Here is a 20,701-nt window from a genome sequence, read left to right as displayed (position 1 = left end):
CCATCCATTTACCTGTTTCCCCCTATATTTGATTGATTTTTACGCCGTCCGGCGTATCCTTTAGTTCATATCCAAGCGAATTAATTTCGTCGCGCAGGCGGTCTGCTTCCGCCCAGTTTTTTTCTGCGCGTGCCGCTTGTCTTTTCTCTGCAAGCTCCATCACTTCGTTTGGTATTTCACTTTCCTCTGCCGGAAGGATGCCGAGCACATCAAGAAGCGCATCCATCGCATCCTTTGCAGCTTTTGCGTCCTGCGCCCTTCCACCGTCCGAAAACAGCGTGTTGATCTCCTTGACATATTCGAATATTCCGCCGATCGCGTCCGCAGTATTGAGATCGTCGTCCATCGCCGCGTTGAATTTCTCATTCAGGGCGGCAATCGCCGGAGCGACCTGCACCGCGTTGTCCTTTGGATTTGCCATCACAAATTCCAGGTTCTCACGGCAGTTCAGGATACGGTCGTATGCCGTCTCCGACTGCTGTAGCAGCTCCCGCGAAAAGTTGATCGGATTTGCGTAATGCGCGGACAGCATAAAAAGCCGCACCGCATTCCCGCGGAATTCCTTTAATATATCACGTACCGTAAAAAAGTTTCCGGCCGATTTGGACATCTTTTTATTGTCGATATTAATATATCCGTTGTGCATCCAGTAGTTTGCAAACGGTTTTCCCGTGGCCGCTTCGCTCTGCGCAACCTCGTTTTCATGGTGGGGGAATTTCAGGTCTTGCCCGCCGCCGTGGATATCAAGCGTATCCCCAAGGTACTTCATACTCATTGCCGAGCACTCGATATGCCAGCCCGGGCGGCCTTTGCCCCATGGACTGTCCCATGCGATTTCGCCGTCCTTCTGCGCCTTCCACAGCGCAAAATCCATAGGATTCTTTTTACTCTCGTTGATGTCGATCCGCGCGCCAAGCTCAAGCTCGGACAGGTCTTGCCCGGACAACTTGCCATAGCCCGGGAAACTCTGCGTATCGAAATATACGTCGCCGTTCAGCTCGTATGCGTGGCCTTTATCGATGAGTTTTTGCACGAGCGCAATAATTTCGCCAATATGTTCCGTCGCTTTCGGATGAATGGTTGCCGGACGAACGTTCAATGCCTGTGCATCCTTGAAATATTCATCGATGAAGCGGTCTCCAAGCTCTTTTACCGTAATGCCTTCCTCTGCCGCCACGCGGATCATCTTATCGTCCACATCCGTAAAATTCTGTACGAAATTCACTTTGTAGCCCCGGTATTCCAAATACCTCCTGAGCGTATCGAATACAATCAGCGGACGTGCGTTCCCGATATGGACATAATTGTAAACCGTCGGTCCGCACGCGTATATATTGAACTGCCCCGGCGTGAGCGGATTCAGTTCCTCTTTTTTGCCTGTCATTGAATTAAAAATCTTCAAGCTAACTGCCCCTTTGTGTGCCCCGCCACCTCGCAGAGCCTAATTTTCTATGCGTTCTTATTATAATATAAGCGCGGTAAATTCACAACACAATTCCTCAAAAGAAAATTGCCCGCCAAAGCCGCCGGGCATTTCCTGACCGGATATCCCCTTCTATTCTTCCTCGGAAATGAGCAACCATTCTTCCATCAGCTTTTCATGCCGCGCTTTCAATTCTTCCAGTTCCGCACAATTCCTGCCAATCAGTTCGAAATCGGCAGCGTTCTCGGCTATCTCCATATTGAGCTGCGTCTCGCGCGCTTCAATTTCAGCAATGTTTTTCTCCAGCGATGAAATCCGCTCCCTGCGTTTTGCTTCCTGCGCCCTGCGCTGCTTCGGATTTTTCACCTCAGCGATCTCGCTTACGGTCTTTGTCTTCTTCTCAGCAGCTTCGCGGCTTGCAGCCTCCTGCTGCTCTTCCTGCTCCTTTAATTCCCTGTACTCGTCGAAGGTTCCGTCAAATTCATTGATGCCCCCGCCTGCGATCTCATAAATCTTTCCCGCAAGCGCATTGATGAAATAGCGGTCATGCGACACAAAGAGCAGCGTTCCCGTATACTCCTTCAGCGCCGCCTCCAGGCTTTCGCGCGCCGGAAGGTCTAAATGGTTGGTCGGCTCGTCCAGGAGAAGCACGTTGTATTCCCCGCACATAAGCAGCGCAAGCCCAACCTTGGCCCGCTCCCCGCCGGAAAGCTCTCCCACTTTTTTGAATACATCCTCCCCCGTCAGAAGCACTCGACCAAGCATGGAGCGCGAGCCGTATTCCAGCAGGGAAGGATACGCGTCCCAAATTTCCTGCAATACAGTCTTGCCCGGCGTCATATTTTTGTTTTCCTGATCGTAATAACCAACCAGTGTATTTTTTCCAAACGCAACGGCTGTATCTGCCTCACCGTTTGCCACCGCCACCAGCTTTTTCATGAGCGTCGATTTGCCCGTTCCATTATCGCCGATAATCGCCGCTTTTTCGCCGCGTTTCATTTCCATGCCGATATCCCGGGCCAATATTGTTTTTTCTTCCCCCACCGCAAGCGTAAGCCCCGCCACTGTCAGGATATCGTTTACCGGCCTTTGCGTAAAAGTAAAGCTGAAGCTGGGCGCCTTAACAGAAGTCTTTGGCTTCCTGATCCGCTCCATACTGCTCAGCTTTTTCACGCGGCTTTGCGCGCTTTTTGCCGTGGAGGCCCTTGTGAGGTTGCGCGCGACGTAATCTTCCATGTGAGCGATCTGCCGGGACTGCTTTTCGTATTCCTTCATCTGGAAAGAGATATAGTCCGCTTTCAGCTGTTTATATTGGGTATAATTTCCCGTATATTCCGTAAGCTCCGTATCGTCCACTTCCCATATCTTTTGCGCCAGTTTATCCAAAAAATAACGGTCGTGCGACACGATCAATACCGCTCCCTTATAGCCGTTCAGGTAATCCTCCAGCCACATCAGCGTCTTGAAATCAAGATGGTTGGTCGGCTCATCCAGAATCAACAGTTCAGGATCCATAAGCAGCAGCTTTGCGATCGCAAGCCTCGTTTTTTCTCCTCCCGAAAGTGTCGAAATATTGGTATCACAGGCTTTATCTGCAAAGCCCATACCGTTCAAAATCTTTTTGATCTTTACCTCTACCTGATACCCGTCGCTCGCCTCAAAGTTTGTCTGCGCCTGTGCATAAGCCGTCTGTAACGCTTTGTCCTCCGGATGCAGCGACATCTGCTTTTCCAGCTCGCGCATCTTTTTTCCTGCGGCAAGCGCCTTCGCAAAAACAGTACGCATCTCCTCAATAATGGTATGATCCGCCACAAGCCCGCTGTTCTGCTCCAGATATCCGATGGAGAGGTCCGCCTTATGTGTAACGTTCCCTTCCTCCGGAAGGATGCGCCGCACAATGGTTTTTAAAAGCGTGGTCTTCCCCGCGCCGTTCGCGCCGATCAGCCCTATTTTATCTCCCGCGTTGATATTCGCCGTAATGTGATTTAATATTTCGGTCTCGCCGTACGCAACGGTTACGTCCGTAATTGATACAAGCATTCTTTTCTTTACCTATCTGATGTAATCTTTAAATTCCTCATAAGTTCCTGATCATCTCTGCAACCAACTGGTTTTGCAGGTCAAATCCGCGCCTTGTCGGCACAATACCACGATCGTCAAGCGTAATCAAGCCCAACTCGTATACATGGAGCACCTCTTTACGAAAACGCTCTAAAAAGTCTTCCCCAAACCTGCTCTTATAATCGAAAAAAGAAAATCCGTTTTTCAGGCGGAGCTTCAGCATGATATATTCTATCTTCCGCTCGTCATCCGAGCACATCTCATATGACGAATAATGGAGCTTTCCCGTACCCAAATTCGCAATATATTCGTCAATATCCAACGTATTTGCAAACCGCAGGCGGTCTATACACGAATGTGCCGCGGCGCCAAGTCCGAGATAATCCTTGATATTCCAGTACTTGAGGTTATGCCTGCATTCACGCTTTCTTTGTGCAAAATTGGATATTTCGTAATTCTCATAGTCCCTGTCCGCAAGCAGGTCCTGTGCCATATGATACATGGCAAGGTCCATATCCTCCCCCGCAGGCTCAAGCTCCCTGTTTTCAACCATTTCATACAGGAGGGTTCCTTGCTCCAGCCCCAGCGCGTAAGCGGAGACATGCTCCGGCCTTTTTTCGATTACATGGATAAGAGTCGCTTCCCAGTCCTCAAGCGTTTGCTCCGGAAGCGCATAAATAATGTCGATATTGATATTGGTAAAGCCCGCTTCTCTCGCCAAATCATATGCTTCGTCAAAGAGCTCTACCGTATGCTGCCGCCCCAGTGTCAGCAAATGCCTGTTTTGTGCCGCCTGCAATCCGATGCTCAGGCGGTTTATTCCCGCCTCCCGGTAGGCTGCAAGCTTCTCCTTCGTAAGGGAGCATGGATTTGCCTCGAGCGTCACTTCCGCGTCGCTATAGAGCGTGTACGACCTGCGCAGCTCGTCCATGACCGCAACGATATAGCCCGCATCCGGCAGCGACGGCGTTCCTCCTCCGAAAAAAACGGAATCCACCGGCTTATTATACATCGCCCCGGTGAGCTCCGTTTCCTTCAAAAGAGCACGCATATATGCGTCTATCCTGTCTTTTTTATCAATCGACAAAAAGTCGCAGTACGAACATTTTTTCAGGCAAAAAGGGATGTGAAAATATAATCCAAGCATAACAAAACCTTTACTTATCCATTTTCAAAACGCTCATGAACGCCTCGGACGGCACCTCTACGCTGCCCACCTGACGCATCCGTTTTTTTCCTTCTTTCTGCTTTTCAAGCAGTTTCTTTTTCCTCGAAATATCCCCGCCATAGCACTTTGCAAGCACATCCTTACGCAGCGCCTTCACTGTCTCGCGCGCAATGATCTTCCCGCCGATTGCGGCCTGAATGGGAATTTCAAACATCTGGCGCGGAATCACTTCCTTGAGTTTTTCCGCAATCATCCTGCCGCGCCCATACGCCCTATCCTTATGGACAATCAGCGACAGTGCGTCGCACATTTCCCCGTTTAAAAGGATATCGAGCTTCACAAGCTCGCTCTTTTCGTATCCCTTGATTTCGTAATCCATGGACGCATAGCCCCGGGTACGCGATTTCAGGTTATCAAAAAAATCATAGATGATCTCGTTGAGCGGAATCTCGTAATGCAGCAGCACACGCGTGGATTCAATATATTCCATGTTTTTGAAAACGCCTCGTTTTTCCTGGCACAGCTCCATCACCGCGCCCACATACGTATCCGGCGTCATAACCCCCACCTTTGCAACCGGCTCCTCCATATATTCGATGAGGGAGGGATCCGGCAGGTTCGTTGGGTTTTCAATCTCAATTTCTTCCCCACTCGTAAGGCGCACGCGGTAGGAAACGCTTGGCGCAGTCGTAACGAGGTCCAGGTCAAACTCGCGTTCCAGCCGCTCCTGAATGATCTCCATATGCAGCAGTCCCAAAAAACCGCAGCGGAATCCAAAGCCCAACGCCACAGACACTTCAGGATCGTAAATCAGAGACGCGTCGTTTAACTGCAGGCGCTCCAGAGCGTCGCGCAGGTCGTCATATTTTGCACCGTCTGCAGGATAAATACCGCAGTAAACCATTGGCGTAATCTTCTTATATCCGGGGAGCGGCTCATTCGCAGGCTTTTGCTCATCCGTGATGGTATCGCCCACGCGCGTATCCGCGACGTTTTTGATGCTCGCGGCAATGTAACCCACCTCGCCTGCCTTGATTTCCTTGGTCGGTATCAGTTCAGGCGTAAACATGCCAACCTCTGTCGCGTCAAACGTCCTGCCTGACGCCATAAATTTGATACGCGTTCCTGCGCACGCCCGTCCGTCCATCACGCGCACATAGCTGATAGCGCCCTTATAATTATCATAAAAAGAATCGAATACAAGCGCTTTCAGCGGCTTTTCTACCTCGCCTGACGGCGGCGGCAGTTTCTCTACAATGGCTTGCAGCACCTGCTCTACATTTTCCCCGCTCTTGGCGCTGATGCGCGGTGCATCCGAAGCATCGAGGCCAAGCACATCTTCGATTTCCTTGGCGATTTCATCCGGGCGGGCGCTTGGAAGGTCTACCTTGTTGATCACCGGGATGATCTCAAGGTTGTTATCCATGGCCAGATAGACGTTTGCCAGTGTCTGCGCCTCGATTCCCTGACTCGCATCCACCACAAGCACAGCTCCTTCGCATGCGGCAAGGCTGCGTGAAACTTCGTAGGTAAAATCGACGTGGCCGGGCGTATCGATGAGGTTCAGTTCATACTCTACGCCGTTATATTCGTAGATCATACGCACCGCCTGCGATTTGATCGTAATTCCGCGCTCCCGTTCGAGCTCCATCGTATCAAGAAGCTGCTCTTTCAGATCGCGCTGGGCCACTGTTTCCGTCATCTCGATCAGACGGTCGGCAAGCGTTGATTTTCCGTGGTCTATATGTGCAATAATGCAAAAATTACGTATATTTTTCTGGTATTCGTTTCTCATAGATTCTCCTTGCGTGACCATTCCCCGGCAGACGCCCTGTCAAAAATCCGCACACGACAAAAATACGGGCAAACTGTCCTATTATCATGATACAGACAGCCGCCCTAAAAATCAACAAAATAATCCGTGTTGGCAAATATAATTGTGTTATAATAATAGTGTTAATGAAAAGGCGGCGCAACTGCCGATCGATGTATTTGCGCTGATTGATTATACGGATATATGCACAGCAATGAAAACAGAGCGTTTGGATTTTAAAATACAAGGAGGATTCTCATGACTTATCAGGAAAATTATGAGGTTTGGAAAAAGGCCCTTGCAGGAACTGAATACGAACAGGAGATTGCAGACGTTGCAAAAGACTCGGAAACGCTTCAGGATTCGTTTTATAAAGAAATGGAATTTGGTACTGCCGGAATGCGCGGCATCATCGGCATGGGTACCAACCGTATGAACGTGTTTACTGTAAAACGCGCGACGCAGGCCCTTGCAAACAACATCCTTGCACATGGAGATCCGCTTGCGGGCGTAGCAATCGCTTATGATACGCGTAAAAACAGCGACCTTTTCGCACGTGAGACGGCGGGCGTTTTGTGCGCGAACGGCATCAACGTATTTATGTACGATACGCCCCATAGCGTTCCGCAGCTTTCGTTTACGATCCTCGAGCTCAATACGACAGCAGGCGTCGTGATCACGGCGAGCCATAACCCGCCTGAGTACAATGGATATAAGGTATACGGCGAGGACGGCGGACAGTGCCCTGTCGCTGATTCCGACCGTATTACGCAATACATTTCAGAAATCGACGATATGTTCCATATCAAATCCATGCCGCTTGACGAGGCGGAACGCAAAGGCCTGCTGACATATATCGGCAGGGAGCTCGATGAAATCTATTTCAAAAAAGTTGAGGATTTGTGTATTCATCCTGAAGTCGTCAAAAAAATGGCAGATACGCTCAATATCGTCTACACGCCGCTGCACGGCACGGGAAACGTTCCGGTGCGCCGTGTGCTGAAGGACCTGGGTATCAAACGTCTTCACGTCGTTCCCGAGCAGGAGCATCCCGATCCGGCGTTTTCGACGGTAAAAGCCCCGAACCCTGAGGAACGCGAATGCTTTAACCTCGCAATGGCGCTTGCAAACCAGAAGGACGCGAACCTTATCCTTGCCACCGATCCGGACAGCGACCGTCTTGGCGTTGCTGTGCGTAATACGGAGCATGAATTTGTGATCCTTACTGGCAACCAGATCGGCTGCCTGCTTATGGATTATGTGCTTTCCCAGAAAAAGTCCGGTTTTACAGGCGGCGAATTTGTGGTGAAATCAATCGTGACAAGCGATATGGTGGATACCATTGCAGCGCATTACGGTGTAGAGCTTCGCAGCGTATTTACCGGATTTAAGTTCATTGCCGAGCAGATCAAGCTTTCGCAGCGTACCGGAAAGGGTAAATTTGTATTCGGCTTTGAAGAAAGCTACGGCTATTTGCAGGGCGCGTTCGTCCGCGACAAGGACGCCGTGCAGGCCGCGATGATGATCGCCGAGGCCGCATGCTGGTATGCTTCCCTTGGCAAGACGCTTTACGAAGTATTGATCGATATGTATGAAAAATACGGCTGGTTCGAGGAACTCGTGATTTCTAAAACGCTGTATGGCAAAGAAGGAATCGAGAAGATACAGAACGCGGTCAAAACCCTGCGCGCGCATTACCCGGAAACAATCGGTGATTTCCCGGTTGTCGCGGTGCGCGACTATCTGAAACAGGAGCGCATCGACCTTAAAACAGGCAAAGCAACGCCCATCGATATGGAGCAATCCAATGTGCTTTATTTCGAGCTGGAGGGCGGCAGGTTTATTATCCGTCCCTCAGGCACTGAGCCGAAGTTGAAATCCTATCTTTCCACCTCCTCTATGGATAAGCAGGAGGCGGAATACCAGCTCGGAAAGCTTAAGGAAAGTGCGGAGAACCTGATCGAAAAACTGATCAGCTGAACAACTCATCAAAGCAATAAAGGGCTGTGGGAGAAATTCCCACAGCCCTTACTGTTTAAACTTTTTAATAATTCTGCGCCTTGCTTTTCTTCTCGAAGATTTCCTTAAGGGAAACATCAAACGGCGGATATGCAATGCCGTATTCTGTGATGATCGCCGTGATAAACTGCGCGTCTGTCACGTCAAAGCTTGGGTTGTATACCTTTACGCCCTCAGGGGCCATGCGTTTTTCATACCACATTTCCGTTACTTCCTCCGCCGGACGAAGCTCGATATGGATATCTCCGCCGGACTCGCAGTCCATATCAATCGTGGAGGTCGGCGCGCAGACATAAAACGGAATTCCATAATTTTTTGCCGCAATGGCAACATAAGAGGTCCCGATTTTATTCGCTGTATCCCCGTTTTTCGCCACACGGTCACAGCCCACAAACACAGCGTCCACAAGCCCCTGCCGCATGACGGACGGAGCCATATTATCACAAAGAAGCGTCGTATCGATGCCCGCCTCCATCAGCTCGTAAGCAGTAAGGCGCGCTCCCTGCAGGAGTGGACGCGTTTCATCGCAAAACACACGGAAACCGTAACCTTTTTCCTGTCCAAGATACATGGGCGCGGTTGCCGTTCCGTACTTTGATGTGGCAAGCTGGCCCGCGTTGCAGTGCGTTAACAGCCCCATGCCCGGTTTTAAAAGGGATAACCCGTTCTCTCCGATGGTTTTGCAAACCCGGATATCCTCGCGCTTGATTTCGTTTGCCTCTGCGAGCAACAGCTGCTTAATCTGCCCGACTGTTTTTTCGCGGTTGGCAAGAACAACCGCGTCCATGCGGTTCAGGGCCCACGAAAGGTTTACCGCAGTTGGCCTAGCCGAATCAAGGTAGTCCTTCGCCCGCTTAAATTTTTCATAAAATGCGTCAAAATCCTGTTCTTCTATCTCTTTTGCCGCCAAATAGATACCAAACCCCGCCGCAACTCCGATTGCCGGCGCACCGCGTACTTTAAGAAGGTAGATCGCATCCCAGATGCTTTCCTGGTCCTTCAGGTGAAGTATTTCCTTATGATAGGGCAGCTGCGTCTGGTCGATAATCAGAAGCGCGCTGTTTTCATCGTCCAGGGCGACGGTTTCCATGTCAAAGATCGTATCCATTGAATCTCCCATAGTATCGTTATTTTTTCTTTCTGTTGCGGTATTTATCGAGCCGTGAAAAGGTTTCTTTCTGCTCTTCATTTTCCGCAGATTTATCTGTCGTTTGCCCCGGCTGCGTACCTTCCTGCATTCCTGTCTCTTCCGTGCCGATTTGCCTCATATAGGAATCTGCCGGGATTTCGACAGGCTTGAATTCAGTCGTCAGGTATTTTGCATAATCCTCATATGGCACCGAGCTTGTTACCTGCGGTACAGGCTCCTGCGGCGCTTCCTCCCTGTAGCTGCTGTCAAGCTCTTCGTGCAGGGCTTTGAATTCCGCTGTGAGGTCTGTCACAAGGTCTGCCGCAGCTTCCGGAGCAGGCGCTTGCGCCGCTTCCGTTTGCTTTTGCTCTTCTTCAAGCGCCGCGTAAATATCCGGAATCGGCGCCGTCACATATTCCTCTTCCGGCTCCTCCTGACGTGCGGCAATCTGCTCGAAATAATTTTTGCCTTCAAATTCAAGAGACTCGGGAATCGCCACCACGCGCTCATCCGGCGCTCCGGCAGCCATTCCGTCCCACGAAGCGCTGCCGGATGAACAAATTACGATCTGCCCGGTCTTTGCTCCAAGCCTGTCCATCACCAAAAAAGACGCTCCGTTTTCTTTTAACGTATCCACTTCCACAGGAATTGCGATCAGTATATCCGTTCCATATAATTCGTCTGATTTTGTCAGGCTTTGCGCAACCCCGACTATTTTTGCCAGCCGCATATTTTTACTCCTTTAAAATCATAATCAATCAAATTACAGCGTATTAACTTGCGGCATCGCATGGCTGCTCCGCCGGAAAGGTTCGCTGCATAACAGTTTCTAACAAATGCTTGCTGTGCAACCATTTGGCAAACTGCAACAAAATTCTACTTTTCATCTTATTATTTCTGCCTGCCAATGTCAACCGAATCAGTCAAAAAAGCCCCGCCGGATAAATCCGGGCGGGACTGCTTTGCAAAATTTCGATCAATCCTTTTTAAGCCGGACCGTGAAGGCGCTTCCTTCGCCAAGCACGCTTGTAAGCTCCAGTTCCCCGTCGTAATGCGCAGCAATATGCTTGACAATCGCAAGGCCAAGGCCCGTACCGCTGACAGTCGCGCCGCCGGAATTTTTCGCGCGGTAGAACCTCTCGAAAATCCTGCCCGTTTCATCCTTGGGAATACCGATTCCCGTATCTTTTACTGTAATCGTCACGTAACCGTCCTGCTCTGAAAGGCCGATATCGACGTTTCCCTTCTCCCGGTTATATTTCACCGCGTTATCGCACAGGTTCAGCATCAGCTCGCTGATCCTGTTTTTGTTTGCTTTGAGGCTCGCTTCTCCCACAACGCTAACGGTAAGTTCTTTTTCTGAAATCTTGTTCTCCAGAAGGTGCAGAGCATCCTCCGCAACGTCGCGCACATTCACTTCCTCTGTATTTTCGTCAATGCTGATCTGCTCCAGCTCCGAAAGCATCAGCGTATCGTTGATGAGCCCCATGAGCCTGTCCGCTTCGCCTGAAATCCGCTTTGCGTAAGATTCCACACTCTCCTTATCTCCCGCCATGCCGTTTGCAATCAACTGCGCAAAACCGTTGATGGATGTAAGCGGCGTTTTTAACTCGTGCGAAACATTGGCCGCAAAATCCCTGCGTACCCGCTCTGAAAGTTCAATATCCGTTACGTCGCTGATCAGCACCAGCATACCGTAGCTGTTCCCTGCGAGAAATGCCGGTTCATCCACAATACTCGTATAAAAACGGTATGTTTTGCCGTTTATATCGTCACGCGCCTCAAAGCGCGTGTTCTTTTTCTTCCTGAGCGCTTTTTCAAGCTTGGAGACCACGTCCTGGCGGCGCACATAATGGAGAATATTTTCGTTGGCCCCGACCGCCTGCACGCCAAATATCTCTTTGGCGGCGGTGTTGATCAGCAATACGTTGGAAGACTCGTCCATGATCAGCAGGCCTTCGTTGATGCTGTCTATGATAAGGGCCGTCTTTTTATTCTCTATCTTGACCTTCTCGATATATTGGTTCAGGCTTTCTGAAATACGTCCAAACGCCTGCGTAATATCGTCAAGCTCCGGATAAGGGCTTTCAATTCGAAGCTCCTTATTGTCGCCGTCGATATATCCCTGTATGGAATCGTGCAGCTGCGTAAACGGCATGAGCGTATTCTGTACAATCTTATTGGATATCACCGCCGCCACAATCACAAGCAGCACAAAAACAATGATCACTGCGGGAAGCGTCTGGTTGATAATTGCCGTAGCGTTGTTAAGCGGCATGGAATTGCGCAAAATTATCCCGTCCGGCATTTGCTTCGTTACGTAGATCATATCCGAACCCGTCGTTTGCGAGTAACGCACCTGCGCTCCAAACCCGCCCGCAAGGGCTTCCTTTACCTCCGGGCGGTCCAGATGGTTTTCGGCCTGCGCAAGGTCGCCCTGCGTATCCGCAAGCACCGTTCCATCCCCGGCAATGATCGTGATCCTGTTATTCTGGCCGTATGCCTGCTGATATTCCTGCGCAAACTGCTGATAATCGGTCCTGCCCTCCATCGCGAGCTCCATGCCGTTGATATTTCCCCTTAAGACCGCAATCACATCGTTTGTATAAGTGCTTTTAAAGCTCGCCATGGAAACCAGTACCGTCACCACCAGCGCGATGACCATCATGCAGGTAGTCAATAATACAATTTTCTTTTTCACCTTTTATACCTCAAACCGATATCCCACGCCACGCACCGTCTTGATGTACGAACCGCAGCGCCCTATCTTTTGCCTTAATGTCTTGATGTGCATATCCACTGTACGGGTTTCGATATCCGTATCGATGCCCCATATTTCATTGAGAAGCATTTCACGCGTAAGCACCATACCCTCGTTGCGCATGAAATAGTGGAGTATTTCAAACTCTTTATAGGTGAGGTCTGTTTTTTCCCCATCTACATACAACACGTGCGCCGCCGCATCAAGCCGGACTCCTCCTGCCTCCCGCACCTTTGGCAACGGTTTGACAGAAATTTTCTGTGCCCTGCGGATAACCGCATTTACCCTGGCGATCAGCTCCAGTACGCCAAACGGCTTGGTGATATAGTCGTCCGCCCCCAGGTTCAGGCCCGATACCTTATCTACCTCGGTGGTGCGGGCAGTCAGGAACACAACAGGAACATTGAACCCTTCCTGCGCCGAAAGCCGCCGGTATACTTCAAACCCGTCGATACCCGGCAGCATGATATCAAGCAAAATTGCCTGCGGCGCATCGTCCTCGCTATAGTTTTTCAAAAGCTCTTCGCCGCATTCATATGCCCGCACCTCAAATCCCGCCGATTTGAGGGTACACACAATCAGTTCCCTGACCGAAGCGTCATCTTCTACAATCATGATCGTCGCCACTTTATCACCTCACATGGATATTATATCACAAAATACGTTTGTCTTTATGCACGCCCGTTTCTGAAAATACCGTCCACTCTGCTATATTTTCCGCATGGTCGCCGATCCGTTCCAGGTACTTTGCGATCATCAAAAAATCCACAATCTGGTCGATCTTGTCTTTATCCCTGATTGCCATCTCAAGAAGCTCGTTTTTGACAACGTCGTAAAGCCTGTCTACCTCGTTATCCATTTCGATGACCTTTTCGGCAAGCTCCATATCCCTGTGCACATAGGATTCCACCGCCATGTGAACCATTTGCGCCGTGGTTTTTCCCATTTTGGGGATATGCTTTGGTTTTTCGATCACAATTTCCTTGCATACGCAAAGCGTTATTTCTGAAATATCCGCTGCCTGGTCGCAGATGCGTTCAATATCGGTAATCATTTTAAGCGCTGTGGAGATCATCCGCAGGTCTTTCGCCACCGGCTGCTGCTTCATGATGAGCTTCATGGAACGGCTCTCAATCTGGCGCGCCATCGCATCCACAAGGTCGTCGTCCTCGATGATCTCTTTGGCTCCTTCCATATCGCAGTTTTCAATCACGCTCACAACTTTTGTGATCGTTTCTTCCGCCCTCGCGCCCATGCGTATGAGGTCCAGGTTCAGATCCTCGAGCTCAACGTCAAATTTATTTCTCATAATCAATTCCTTTCTTTTCCTGATGCTCCGTCCTTATCCAAAACGACCTGTAATATAATCCTCCGTACGCTTATCCTTTGGCATACTGAACAGGTCCTCTGTTTTATTATACTCTACCATTTCACCAAGCAGGAAAAACGCCGTCCTGTCTGATATCCTGACGGCTTGCTGCATATTGTGCGTGACAATCACAACTGTGAATTTCTTTTTGAGCTCGCTCATCAGGTCTTCGATCTTTGTCGTGGAGATCGGATCGAGCGCGGAAGTAGGCTCGTCCATGAGAACCACCTCCGGCGAAACCGCAATCGCCCGTGCAATACAAAGGCGCTGCTGCTGCCCGCCGGAAAGCCCGAGCGCGCTTTTTTTGAGTCTGTCCCTCACTTCTTCAAAGAGCGCAGCCCCCTTCAGGCTGTTTTCCACGATTTCATCAAGATCCGTCCTGTTTTTGATGCCATGGATACGCGGCCCATAGGCTATGTTATCATAAATACTCATTGGAAACGGATTTGGTTTCTGGAATACCATTCCTACCTTTTTACGCAAAATGGTAACGTCCACTTTGGGATCGTATATATTTTCGCCGTCCAAAAGAACTTCTCCTGTAATTTTTACACCGTCCACAAGATCGTTCATCCGGTTAAGCGTTTTCAGGTAAGTGGACTTTCCGCAACCTGACGGTCCGATCAGGGCTGTGATTTTTCCTGCTTCGATATCAATATTGATGTCCTTTAAGGCATGGTTTTGCCCGTAATATAAATCGAGATGCTTTGTTTCTATTTTAGTACTCAAGATTTTTCCCCTTTCCGCTACTGCCTCTTACTGCTGAAACGCTTGCTCAGGTAATTCGTCAGCAGGTTGATTACCAATACGATCACCACCAATACGGCGGCAATCCCGAACGCAGAATCGTTCTGCCCCTTTGCCGCGTATGTGTAGAGCTGCACGGTGAGCGTTGCGCCCGATTCCATCATATGCCCAAAGAAATTGGCGGGCATATTGGTTCCAATCCCCGACGTAAAAAGCAGCGCTGCCGATTCACCCACGATCCTGCCGATTGCAAGGATCACGGCCGTAATGATTCCCGGAATCGCGCCCGGCAGGATGATCGTGCGGATCATGTGCCACTTTGTCGTTCCAATTCCAAGCGCGCCCTCGCGGTATTCGTTTGGTACTGTTTTAAGCGCCTCCTGCGTAGTACGCACAATGATCGGAAGGATCATCAGCACAAGCGTCAGCGCACCGGCAAGTATGGAGTATCCAAGCTGCAGCGTGACGCCGAAAAACACAGCGCCAAACAGTCCGTACAATACGGAAGGGATGCCTGCCAGCGTTTCTGTTGTAAACTCAATCACCTTGACGATTTTACCGCGTTTGGCGTATTCATTGAGAAAGATCGCCGCGCCTACTCCGATTGGCGTTGCAATAAGCAGCGTTATTCCAATCATGTACAGGGTATTGATAATGCTGGGAAGGATTCCCACGGTTTTATTAAGCGCGCTTGGCGCGGTGGAAAGAAATTCCCAATTTACGGACGGCAGCCCGCGCACCATGATATAAACAAGCAAATAAAACAGGATAACGACCGTAAGGATTGCACACGCATAAATCGTGATCTGCTGCGCGCCATCCTTGGGGCGGCGCTTTTTTTTCATAAGGCTTACGTCGTTGGAAAGCTTTTCCGCACTACTTTTCATTTCCCGCAGCCTCCTTTTTCAGTAACGTATTCAAAATAACGTTAATGACCATAATAAATATAAACAGAACAAGCCCGATACTGAAAAGCGCCTCCCTGTGGAGCCCGGACGCATAGCTCATCTCTGACACAATACCCGTCGTCAGGAACCGGACGCTGTTAAACAGCCCCGGCATATTTACAACGTTGCCTGACACAAGGATGATTGCCATTGCCTCGCCGAGCGCCCGGCCAATGCCCAGCACAACGCCTGTGATAATTCCCGATTTTGCCGCCGGTATCTGCACCTTAAAGATCGTCTGCATTTTGGTGGCACCGGTTGCAAGAGACGCCTCCATGTATTCCCTTGGAACTGCTTTCAAAGAAGTAATGCTGATATTGACCACTGTTGGTAAAATCATGATCGTAAGCACCACAACGCCTGAAAGCAGATTTGCGCCGCCGGTAAAGGCATGCGTCGGATCGTTGGCATACAAAAGCATTTCGAGCTTGGATACCTGAGGAACCAATATAATCATTCCCAAAAGTCCGTATACCACTGAAGGGATTCCTGCCAAAAGCTCGATTGCGGGTTTTACGATCCCGGCAAGCTTTTTATGTGCCACTTCCGAGACAAAAACCGCTGCCATAAGCGCAATCGGAACGCCGACCGCGATTGTGATTCCCGTACCTACCAGCGAGGTGAGTATCATGGGCAGGATGCCGAATTTTGGATCCGCAGCCGTAGGCGCCCATTCCGTACCAAACAGAAAATCTTTAAGACCTATCTGGAACATCGCCGGGGCGCCGGATACGACCATATAAATCGTGATGACCAGCACCGCCACCACCGCAAACGCGCCGCACGCAATAAAAACGCCTTTCATTGTTTTTTCAAGGGCGGTCTTTGTCTTCCTTCCACCCATGATTGTCGCACTGACATTCATTTCTGCTTTTTCACTCCTTTTTCCCATCGTTTTGGAACGCGCCATGTTTCGCCTTCCACAACCGCCGAAAGAGACGCAGACTCCTCTGCGTCTCTTTCTTTATTCTTCATAAGAGGAAATTTATGAAATCGTGATCAGTTTATTGTCTGCGACAACCTTTTGGCCTTCCGCACCAAGTACGAAGTCGATGAACGCCTGTACCTCCGGGCGAAGCTCGCCTTCCGCAGTTACCATGAGGAAGGGCCTTGAGAGCGGATACTCTCCCGCCTTGATCGCCTCTTCCGTGGCAGGAGCACCGTCTACATTGAGCGCTACTACCGTATCGTCAAGCGCCTCGAGTGAAACATATCCGATTGCCGCAGGCGTTGCGGATACCGCTGTTTTTACAGCGCCGGTTTCGTTCAGCTCCTGGGCGTACTGGCACTTGTCCTCCACCTTCAGAAGTTCTTCAAACGCTCCGCGCGTTCCCGATGAAGCTTCACGTCCGATAACGACGATTGGCTGATCGTCCCCGCCGAGGTCTTTCCAGTTTTTGATCTCGCCTGTGTATACTTTGGCAAGGTCTTCCGAAGTGATTTGCGTTACCTTGTTTGCCGGGTTCACAACCACTGCAATGCCGTCGATTGCGATTTTATTTTCCGTAAGTCCTGTTTCATCCTCTTTAAGCTCTCTGGAAACATTACCGATATCAGATTTCCCGCTCTGCGCGTCCTGTACGCCGACCGACGAGCCGCCAAGCTGCACATCCACCGTTACATCAGGATATTTTGCCATGAACGCCTCCCTGAGCGCATTTGCGATGGTCTCCATAGATGTAGAACCGGACATGGATACCTTGCCTGAAATTGCCGTGTCTGCCGGGGCCGACGATTCTGCCGACTCCGAAGCGGAAGCCGACGCCGGGGCCGAAGCGGATTCGCTGGCCGCCTGGGACGGTTCCTGAGCCGCCGGGTTTCCGCCACAGCCTACTGCAGCAAATACCATGCAGAGCACCAATGCTGTTACCATTACAATTTTTTTCATTTCTGTTCTCTCCTTGTGATAAATATTTTAAATATATTATTTTCTTAACCACAATTTGCATTATAAGGCGGCATTGTAAAATTGACTGGCAGTTTATGTAAAATCCATGTAAAATCAAAAAGCATAACAAAAACCCCTGCATCATCTGCAGGGGTTTTCAGCTTTTAGCGTTATTTGAGCCATTATTCTTCTTCGATCGTCACCTTTTCCATCACGATATCCGCAACCGGCTTATCGGAAAAATCTGTTTTCATGCCGGCGATCTCATCGACAATATCCATGCCTTCAACGACCTTGCCAAACGCCGCGTATTGTCCGTCAAGATGAGGTGCGTCCGCGTGCATGATGAAAAACTGCGAACCTGCGGAATTGGGATCCATACTGCGCGCCATGGAGATTGTTCCGCGTTTATGCTTCAGCTCATTCTCCACGCCGTTCGAAGAGAACTCCCCTTCGATGCAATAGCCCGGCCCGCCTGTGCCGTTTCCTTTGGGACATCCTCCCTGAATCATAAATCCTTTGATAACCCTATGGAAAATCAAACCGTCATAAAATCCTTCATTTACCAGTTTTTTGAAATTCTCTACCGTTTTCGGCGCTGCTTTTTCATCCAGCTTAATCTTGATTGTGCCGCCGCCTTTGATCTTGATTACAACCATTATTTTGCCTCCCGGTATTATTAAACAGGCCTCGCCTGCCTTTGTAAGCATTATAACTGCTTTCCGTTTCTTTGTAAACAGTGGTCACCCGTTTCAAACAGCTTTTACCATGTCACGCGCTCCAGCATACCGTTTAAAAATGCAATCGCCACGCCAAAATTGGTGATCGGCACACCTGCTTCCTTTGCGTACCCAATCTTCGAAAGCATATTCTTGCGGTTCACCATACACCCGCCGCAATGCACAACCAGCTTGTAATCCGTTAGGTTATCCGGAAATCCATGGCCCGCGCAGTTATCAAAGGCAAGCGCGCCGCCTGCATATTTGCTGAGCCAGTTCGGGAGCTTTTCCCGCGCAATATCCCCTTTGAGGGCATGATGCGTACACGATTCGGCGATCAGCACCCTGTCGCCCGGCTTCAGGGAGGCAATCGCCCGTGCCCCGCGCACAAATTCATCGATATCGCCCTTATATTTCGCCATCAGCATAGAAAAAGACGTAAGCGGGATATCCTTTCCCAGATGCTCGTTTACATATTTGAACACCTGTGAATCGGTAATCACGAGCTTTGGCGGACGCCGCAGCTCTTCGAGCATGGGTGAAAGGTCTTCCGTTTTGATGGAAACCACGCGGCAGCCCTTATCCAGAAGATCGCGCGTGACCTGCACCTGCGGAAGGATCAGCCTCCCCTTGGGCGCCTGGATGTCCTGCGGCATCACAAGCACTACAACGTCTCCCGCCGATGCAAGCTCCCCGACAATCGAGGGCTGTTCGTAGTTCGTCACCTGCTCTGCAAGCTTTTGCTTCAGCGTTTCGATTCCTTCTGCCGTTTTCGCGTTCAGCACCACCGTATTTTTGCCGACTGGAGCAACGCTGCCCGCATTCCCCTCGTCAAACGCATTATAAGCAACGATATACGGCGTATTTTTCTTGCGGAACACTTCCATATATTCTTTCTCAAGGGAGGTGTCCCCGTCGCCCGCGCGTATGATGATCACGGCGATATCCGTTTTGTCGATAACTTCGTTCGTTTTTTTGATCCGCGCCTGTGCAAGCTCCGTCGTGTCGTCAAGGCCCGCGGTATCGATAAATACCACCGGGCCGATTGGCAAAAGCTCCATCGCTTTATATACGGGATCCGTAGTCGTACCCGCAACATCTGAGACAAGCGCGATATCCTGCCCGGTCATCGCGTTGATGACGCTCGATTTCCCCGCGTTCGTTTTTCCGAAAAAGGCGATATGCAGCCGGTTTGCCTGTGGCGTTTCGTCTAAATTGGATACCATCTGTTTTCTCCTTCTCCTAGAATCGGAAATCGCGCTCGCCCGCTTCGATTTTCGCGATGTATTCGCGCGCTTTGTCGCGGACTTTTTCGCTTGGTATTTCCTGCAGCTGTTTTTCGATCAGTTCGTTCGCCATTTGCTTAAACTCGTCGTCGCCATAATCGACCGCATATTCCTTTAAGGTAATAAGTGCATTTGGCTGACAGATATTTCCGATCTGCCCCGCCTTTGCAAGGCGCATAAACCGGTCTCCCGTCCTTCCCTCGCGGTAGCAGGCTGTACAGAAGCTTGGAATATATCCGTCGCGGATCAGCTCCTTGGTCATTTCGATCGGCGTGCGGTGGTCTTCCACCTCAAACTGCGGCTGCTGCGTTTTCAGCGTATAGCCGCCTACGCCCGTCGCGCTGCCCGCGCTGACCTGCGAAATTCCAAGCTCGATGACGCTGTCGCGATATGCGCCGCCTTCGCGCGTCGAAAGAATCAGGCCCGTATACGGTACGGTCATACGCATTACCGCCACGATCTTTTTGTAATCGTCGTCTGAAACCGCATGTTCATAATCTGTTTTCTTCACGTCGCCCGCGTCGCGGATGCGCAGCATGGAAATTGTATGCGGCCCTACGCCGAACACTGCTTCCAGATGCTCTGCGTGCATAATCTGCCCTACGAAATCGTAATGCCAGTCGTAAAGCCCATACAGCACGCCGAGCCCTACGTCGTCGATGCCCGCCTCCATTGCGCGGTCATGCGCGGTGGTGTGATATTCATAATTACTCTTCGGCCCCTTTGGATGCTGATGCTCGTAGGTTGGTTTATGGTATGTTTCCTGAAACAGGATATAGGTCCCGATTCCCGCATCCTTGAGCTTTTTGTAATTTTCTACGGTTGTCGCCGCAATATTCACGTTCACCCTGCGGATTGCCCCGTTGTCAAAGTGGATGGAATAGATTGTTTTGATGCTTTCCAGCACGTAATCAAGCGGACAGTTCTTCGGATCCTCGCCCGTTTCAAGCGCAAGCCGCTTATGCCCCATTTTTTCAAGCGCCTTTACCTCCTGAACGATCTCCTCCTGCGTCAGTCTTTTACGCGTCATGCACGAGGAATGATGATATCCGCAGTAGCGGCACTCATTTACGCAATAGTCCGACAAATACAACGGTGCGAACATCACGATCCTGTTGCCATAGATATGTTTTTTGATATCCCTGGCAGTTCGAAACATCTCTTCGATCAGTTCCTTATCCTCCACAAAGCTGAGGACAGACGCTTCCTCGTGCGTGAGTCCGCCAAAGCCGCTCGCCTTGTGGATGATGCGCTTCACCTCTTTTTCGTCCTTTGCAAGCTCCCTTGCAGCCGCGAGCGTACGCTCAATCTCCCCATGATCCATAAACTCTGCTGCCGTTTTTCCCATTCTGTTATAAGCCATTTGACTTC

17 protein-coding genes are annotated in these 20,701 nt (G+C 50.2%); 1 reads left to right on the top strand and 16 read right to left on the bottom strand.

The annotated features are described in order from the left end of the window. Nucleotides 1-22: 22 nt before the first annotated feature. From cysS to lepA, 4 genes are all read right to left on the bottom strand, one after another. Complete coding sequence (gene cysS / locus ACS5WU_RS11650; protein WP_059109460.1) at nucleotides 23-1,402, bottom strand: cysteine--tRNA ligase; 1,380 nt, start codon at nucleotides 1,400-1,402, stop codon at nucleotides 23-25. A gap of 153 nt (nucleotides 1,403-1,555) precedes the next feature. After that, the gene (locus ACS5WU_RS11645) at nucleotides 1,556-3,463 is read right to left on the bottom strand and encodes an ABC-F family ATP-binding cassette domain-containing protein (RefSeq protein ID WP_320607191.1); all 1,908 of its coding nucleotides are present in this window, start codon (nucleotides 3,461-3,463) and stop codon (nucleotides 1,556-1,558) included. A gap of 37 nt (nucleotides 3,464-3,500) precedes the next feature. After that, the gene (gene hemW, locus ACS5WU_RS11640; RefSeq protein WP_302761065.1) at nucleotides 3,501-4,631 is read right to left on the bottom strand and encodes a radical SAM family heme chaperone HemW; all 1,131 of its coding nucleotides are present in this window, start codon (nucleotides 4,629-4,631) and stop codon (nucleotides 3,501-3,503) included. Between the two features lie 10 nt (nucleotides 4,632-4,641). Next, nucleotides 4,642-6,447: a translation elongation factor 4 gene (gene lepA / locus ACS5WU_RS11635; RefSeq protein WP_059109463.1), complete on the bottom strand. Its 1,806-nt coding sequence runs from the start codon at nucleotides 6,445-6,447 to the stop codon at nucleotides 4,642-4,644. 276 nt (nucleotides 6,448-6,723) lie between these two features. On the opposite strand from lepA, the gene ACS5WU_RS11630 reads away from it, so the two are divergent. Then, entirely contained in the window at nucleotides 6,724-8,445 is a 1,722-nt protein-coding gene (locus ACS5WU_RS11630) for a phospho-sugar mutase (RefSeq protein ID WP_059109464.1), read from the top strand. A gap of 64 nt (nucleotides 8,446-8,509) precedes the next feature. Here ACS5WU_RS11630 and mtnA read toward each other — a convergent pair whose 3' ends face one another. From mtnA to hydG, 12 genes are all read right to left on the bottom strand, one after another. Next, nucleotides 8,510-9,604 carry an S-methyl-5-thioribose-1-phosphate isomerase gene (gene mtnA / locus ACS5WU_RS11625; protein ID WP_302761061.1) on the bottom strand — a complete coding sequence of 365 codons (1,095 nt, stop codon included), beginning with the start codon at nucleotides 9,602-9,604 and terminating at the stop codon, nucleotides 8,510-8,512. A 7-nt stretch (nucleotides 9,605-9,611) separates the two neighbouring features. After that, on the bottom strand, nucleotides 9,612-10,343 hold the full coding sequence (locus tag ACS5WU_RS11620; protein WP_059109465.1) for a EutN/CcmL family microcompartment protein: 732 nt from the start codon (nucleotides 10,341-10,343) through the stop codon (nucleotides 9,612-9,614). 246 nt (nucleotides 10,344-10,589) lie between these two features. Further along, complete coding sequence (locus ACS5WU_RS11615) at nucleotides 10,590-12,314, bottom strand: sensor histidine kinase (RefSeq protein WP_302761058.1); 1,725 nt, start codon at nucleotides 12,312-12,314, stop codon at nucleotides 10,590-10,592. A 3-nt stretch (nucleotides 12,315-12,317) separates the two neighbouring features. Next, a complete protein-coding gene (locus ACS5WU_RS11610; protein ID WP_235811586.1) occupies nucleotides 12,318-13,001 on the bottom strand; it encodes a response regulator transcription factor in 684 nt (227 codons plus the stop codon). 25 nt (nucleotides 13,002-13,026) lie between these two features. After that, nucleotides 13,027-13,683, bottom strand: coding sequence for a phosphate signaling complex protein PhoU (phoU, locus tag ACS5WU_RS11605; protein ID WP_046443759.1), 657 nt, complete (start codon nucleotides 13,681-13,683; stop codon nucleotides 13,027-13,029). A 33-nt stretch (nucleotides 13,684-13,716) separates the two neighbouring features. Continuing rightward, nucleotides 13,717-14,472 (bottom strand): phosphate ABC transporter ATP-binding protein PstB, encoded by a 756-nt coding sequence (pstB, locus tag ACS5WU_RS11600; protein WP_059109466.1) that lies wholly within the window; start codon nucleotides 14,470-14,472, stop codon nucleotides 13,717-13,719. A 17-nt stretch (nucleotides 14,473-14,489) separates the two neighbouring features. Beyond that, nucleotides 14,490-15,377, bottom strand: a complete 888-nt coding sequence (pstA, locus tag ACS5WU_RS11595; RefSeq protein ID WP_330697088.1) for a phosphate ABC transporter permease PstA — start codon at nucleotides 15,375-15,377, stop codon at nucleotides 14,490-14,492. Next, complete coding sequence (pstC, locus tag ACS5WU_RS11590; RefSeq protein WP_046443803.1) at nucleotides 15,367-16,302, bottom strand: phosphate ABC transporter permease subunit PstC; 936 nt, start codon at nucleotides 16,300-16,302, stop codon at nucleotides 15,367-15,369. The genes pstA and pstC overlap by 11 nt, the downstream gene beginning before the upstream one ends. Nucleotides 16,303-16,422: 120 nt before the next feature. Next, entirely contained in the window at nucleotides 16,423-17,325 is a 903-nt protein-coding gene (locus tag ACS5WU_RS11585; RefSeq protein ID WP_046443762.1) for a phosphate ABC transporter substrate-binding protein, read from the bottom strand. A gap of 182 nt (nucleotides 17,326-17,507) precedes the next feature. Next, nucleotides 17,508-17,984, bottom strand: coding sequence for a peptidylprolyl isomerase (locus ACS5WU_RS11580; protein ID WP_046443763.1), 477 nt, complete (start codon nucleotides 17,982-17,984; stop codon nucleotides 17,508-17,510). A 104-nt stretch (nucleotides 17,985-18,088) separates the two neighbouring features. Beyond that, a complete protein-coding gene (gene hydF, locus ACS5WU_RS11575; protein WP_320607188.1) occupies nucleotides 18,089-19,270 on the bottom strand; it encodes a [FeFe] hydrogenase H-cluster maturation GTPase HydF in 1,182 nt (393 codons plus the stop codon). A gap of 16 nt (nucleotides 19,271-19,286) precedes the next feature. After that, complete coding sequence (hydG, locus tag ACS5WU_RS11570) at nucleotides 19,287-20,693, bottom strand: [FeFe] hydrogenase H-cluster radical SAM maturase HydG (protein ID WP_235811587.1); 1,407 nt, start codon at nucleotides 20,691-20,693, stop codon at nucleotides 19,287-19,289. Nucleotides 20,694-20,701: the final 8 nt, after the last annotated feature.

The organism is Christensenella sp. KGMB01412, from assembly GCF_055522415.1.
The sequence above is the reverse complement of the archived record's forward strand: the minus strand, read 5'-3'. Positions and strand labels throughout refer to the sequence as shown.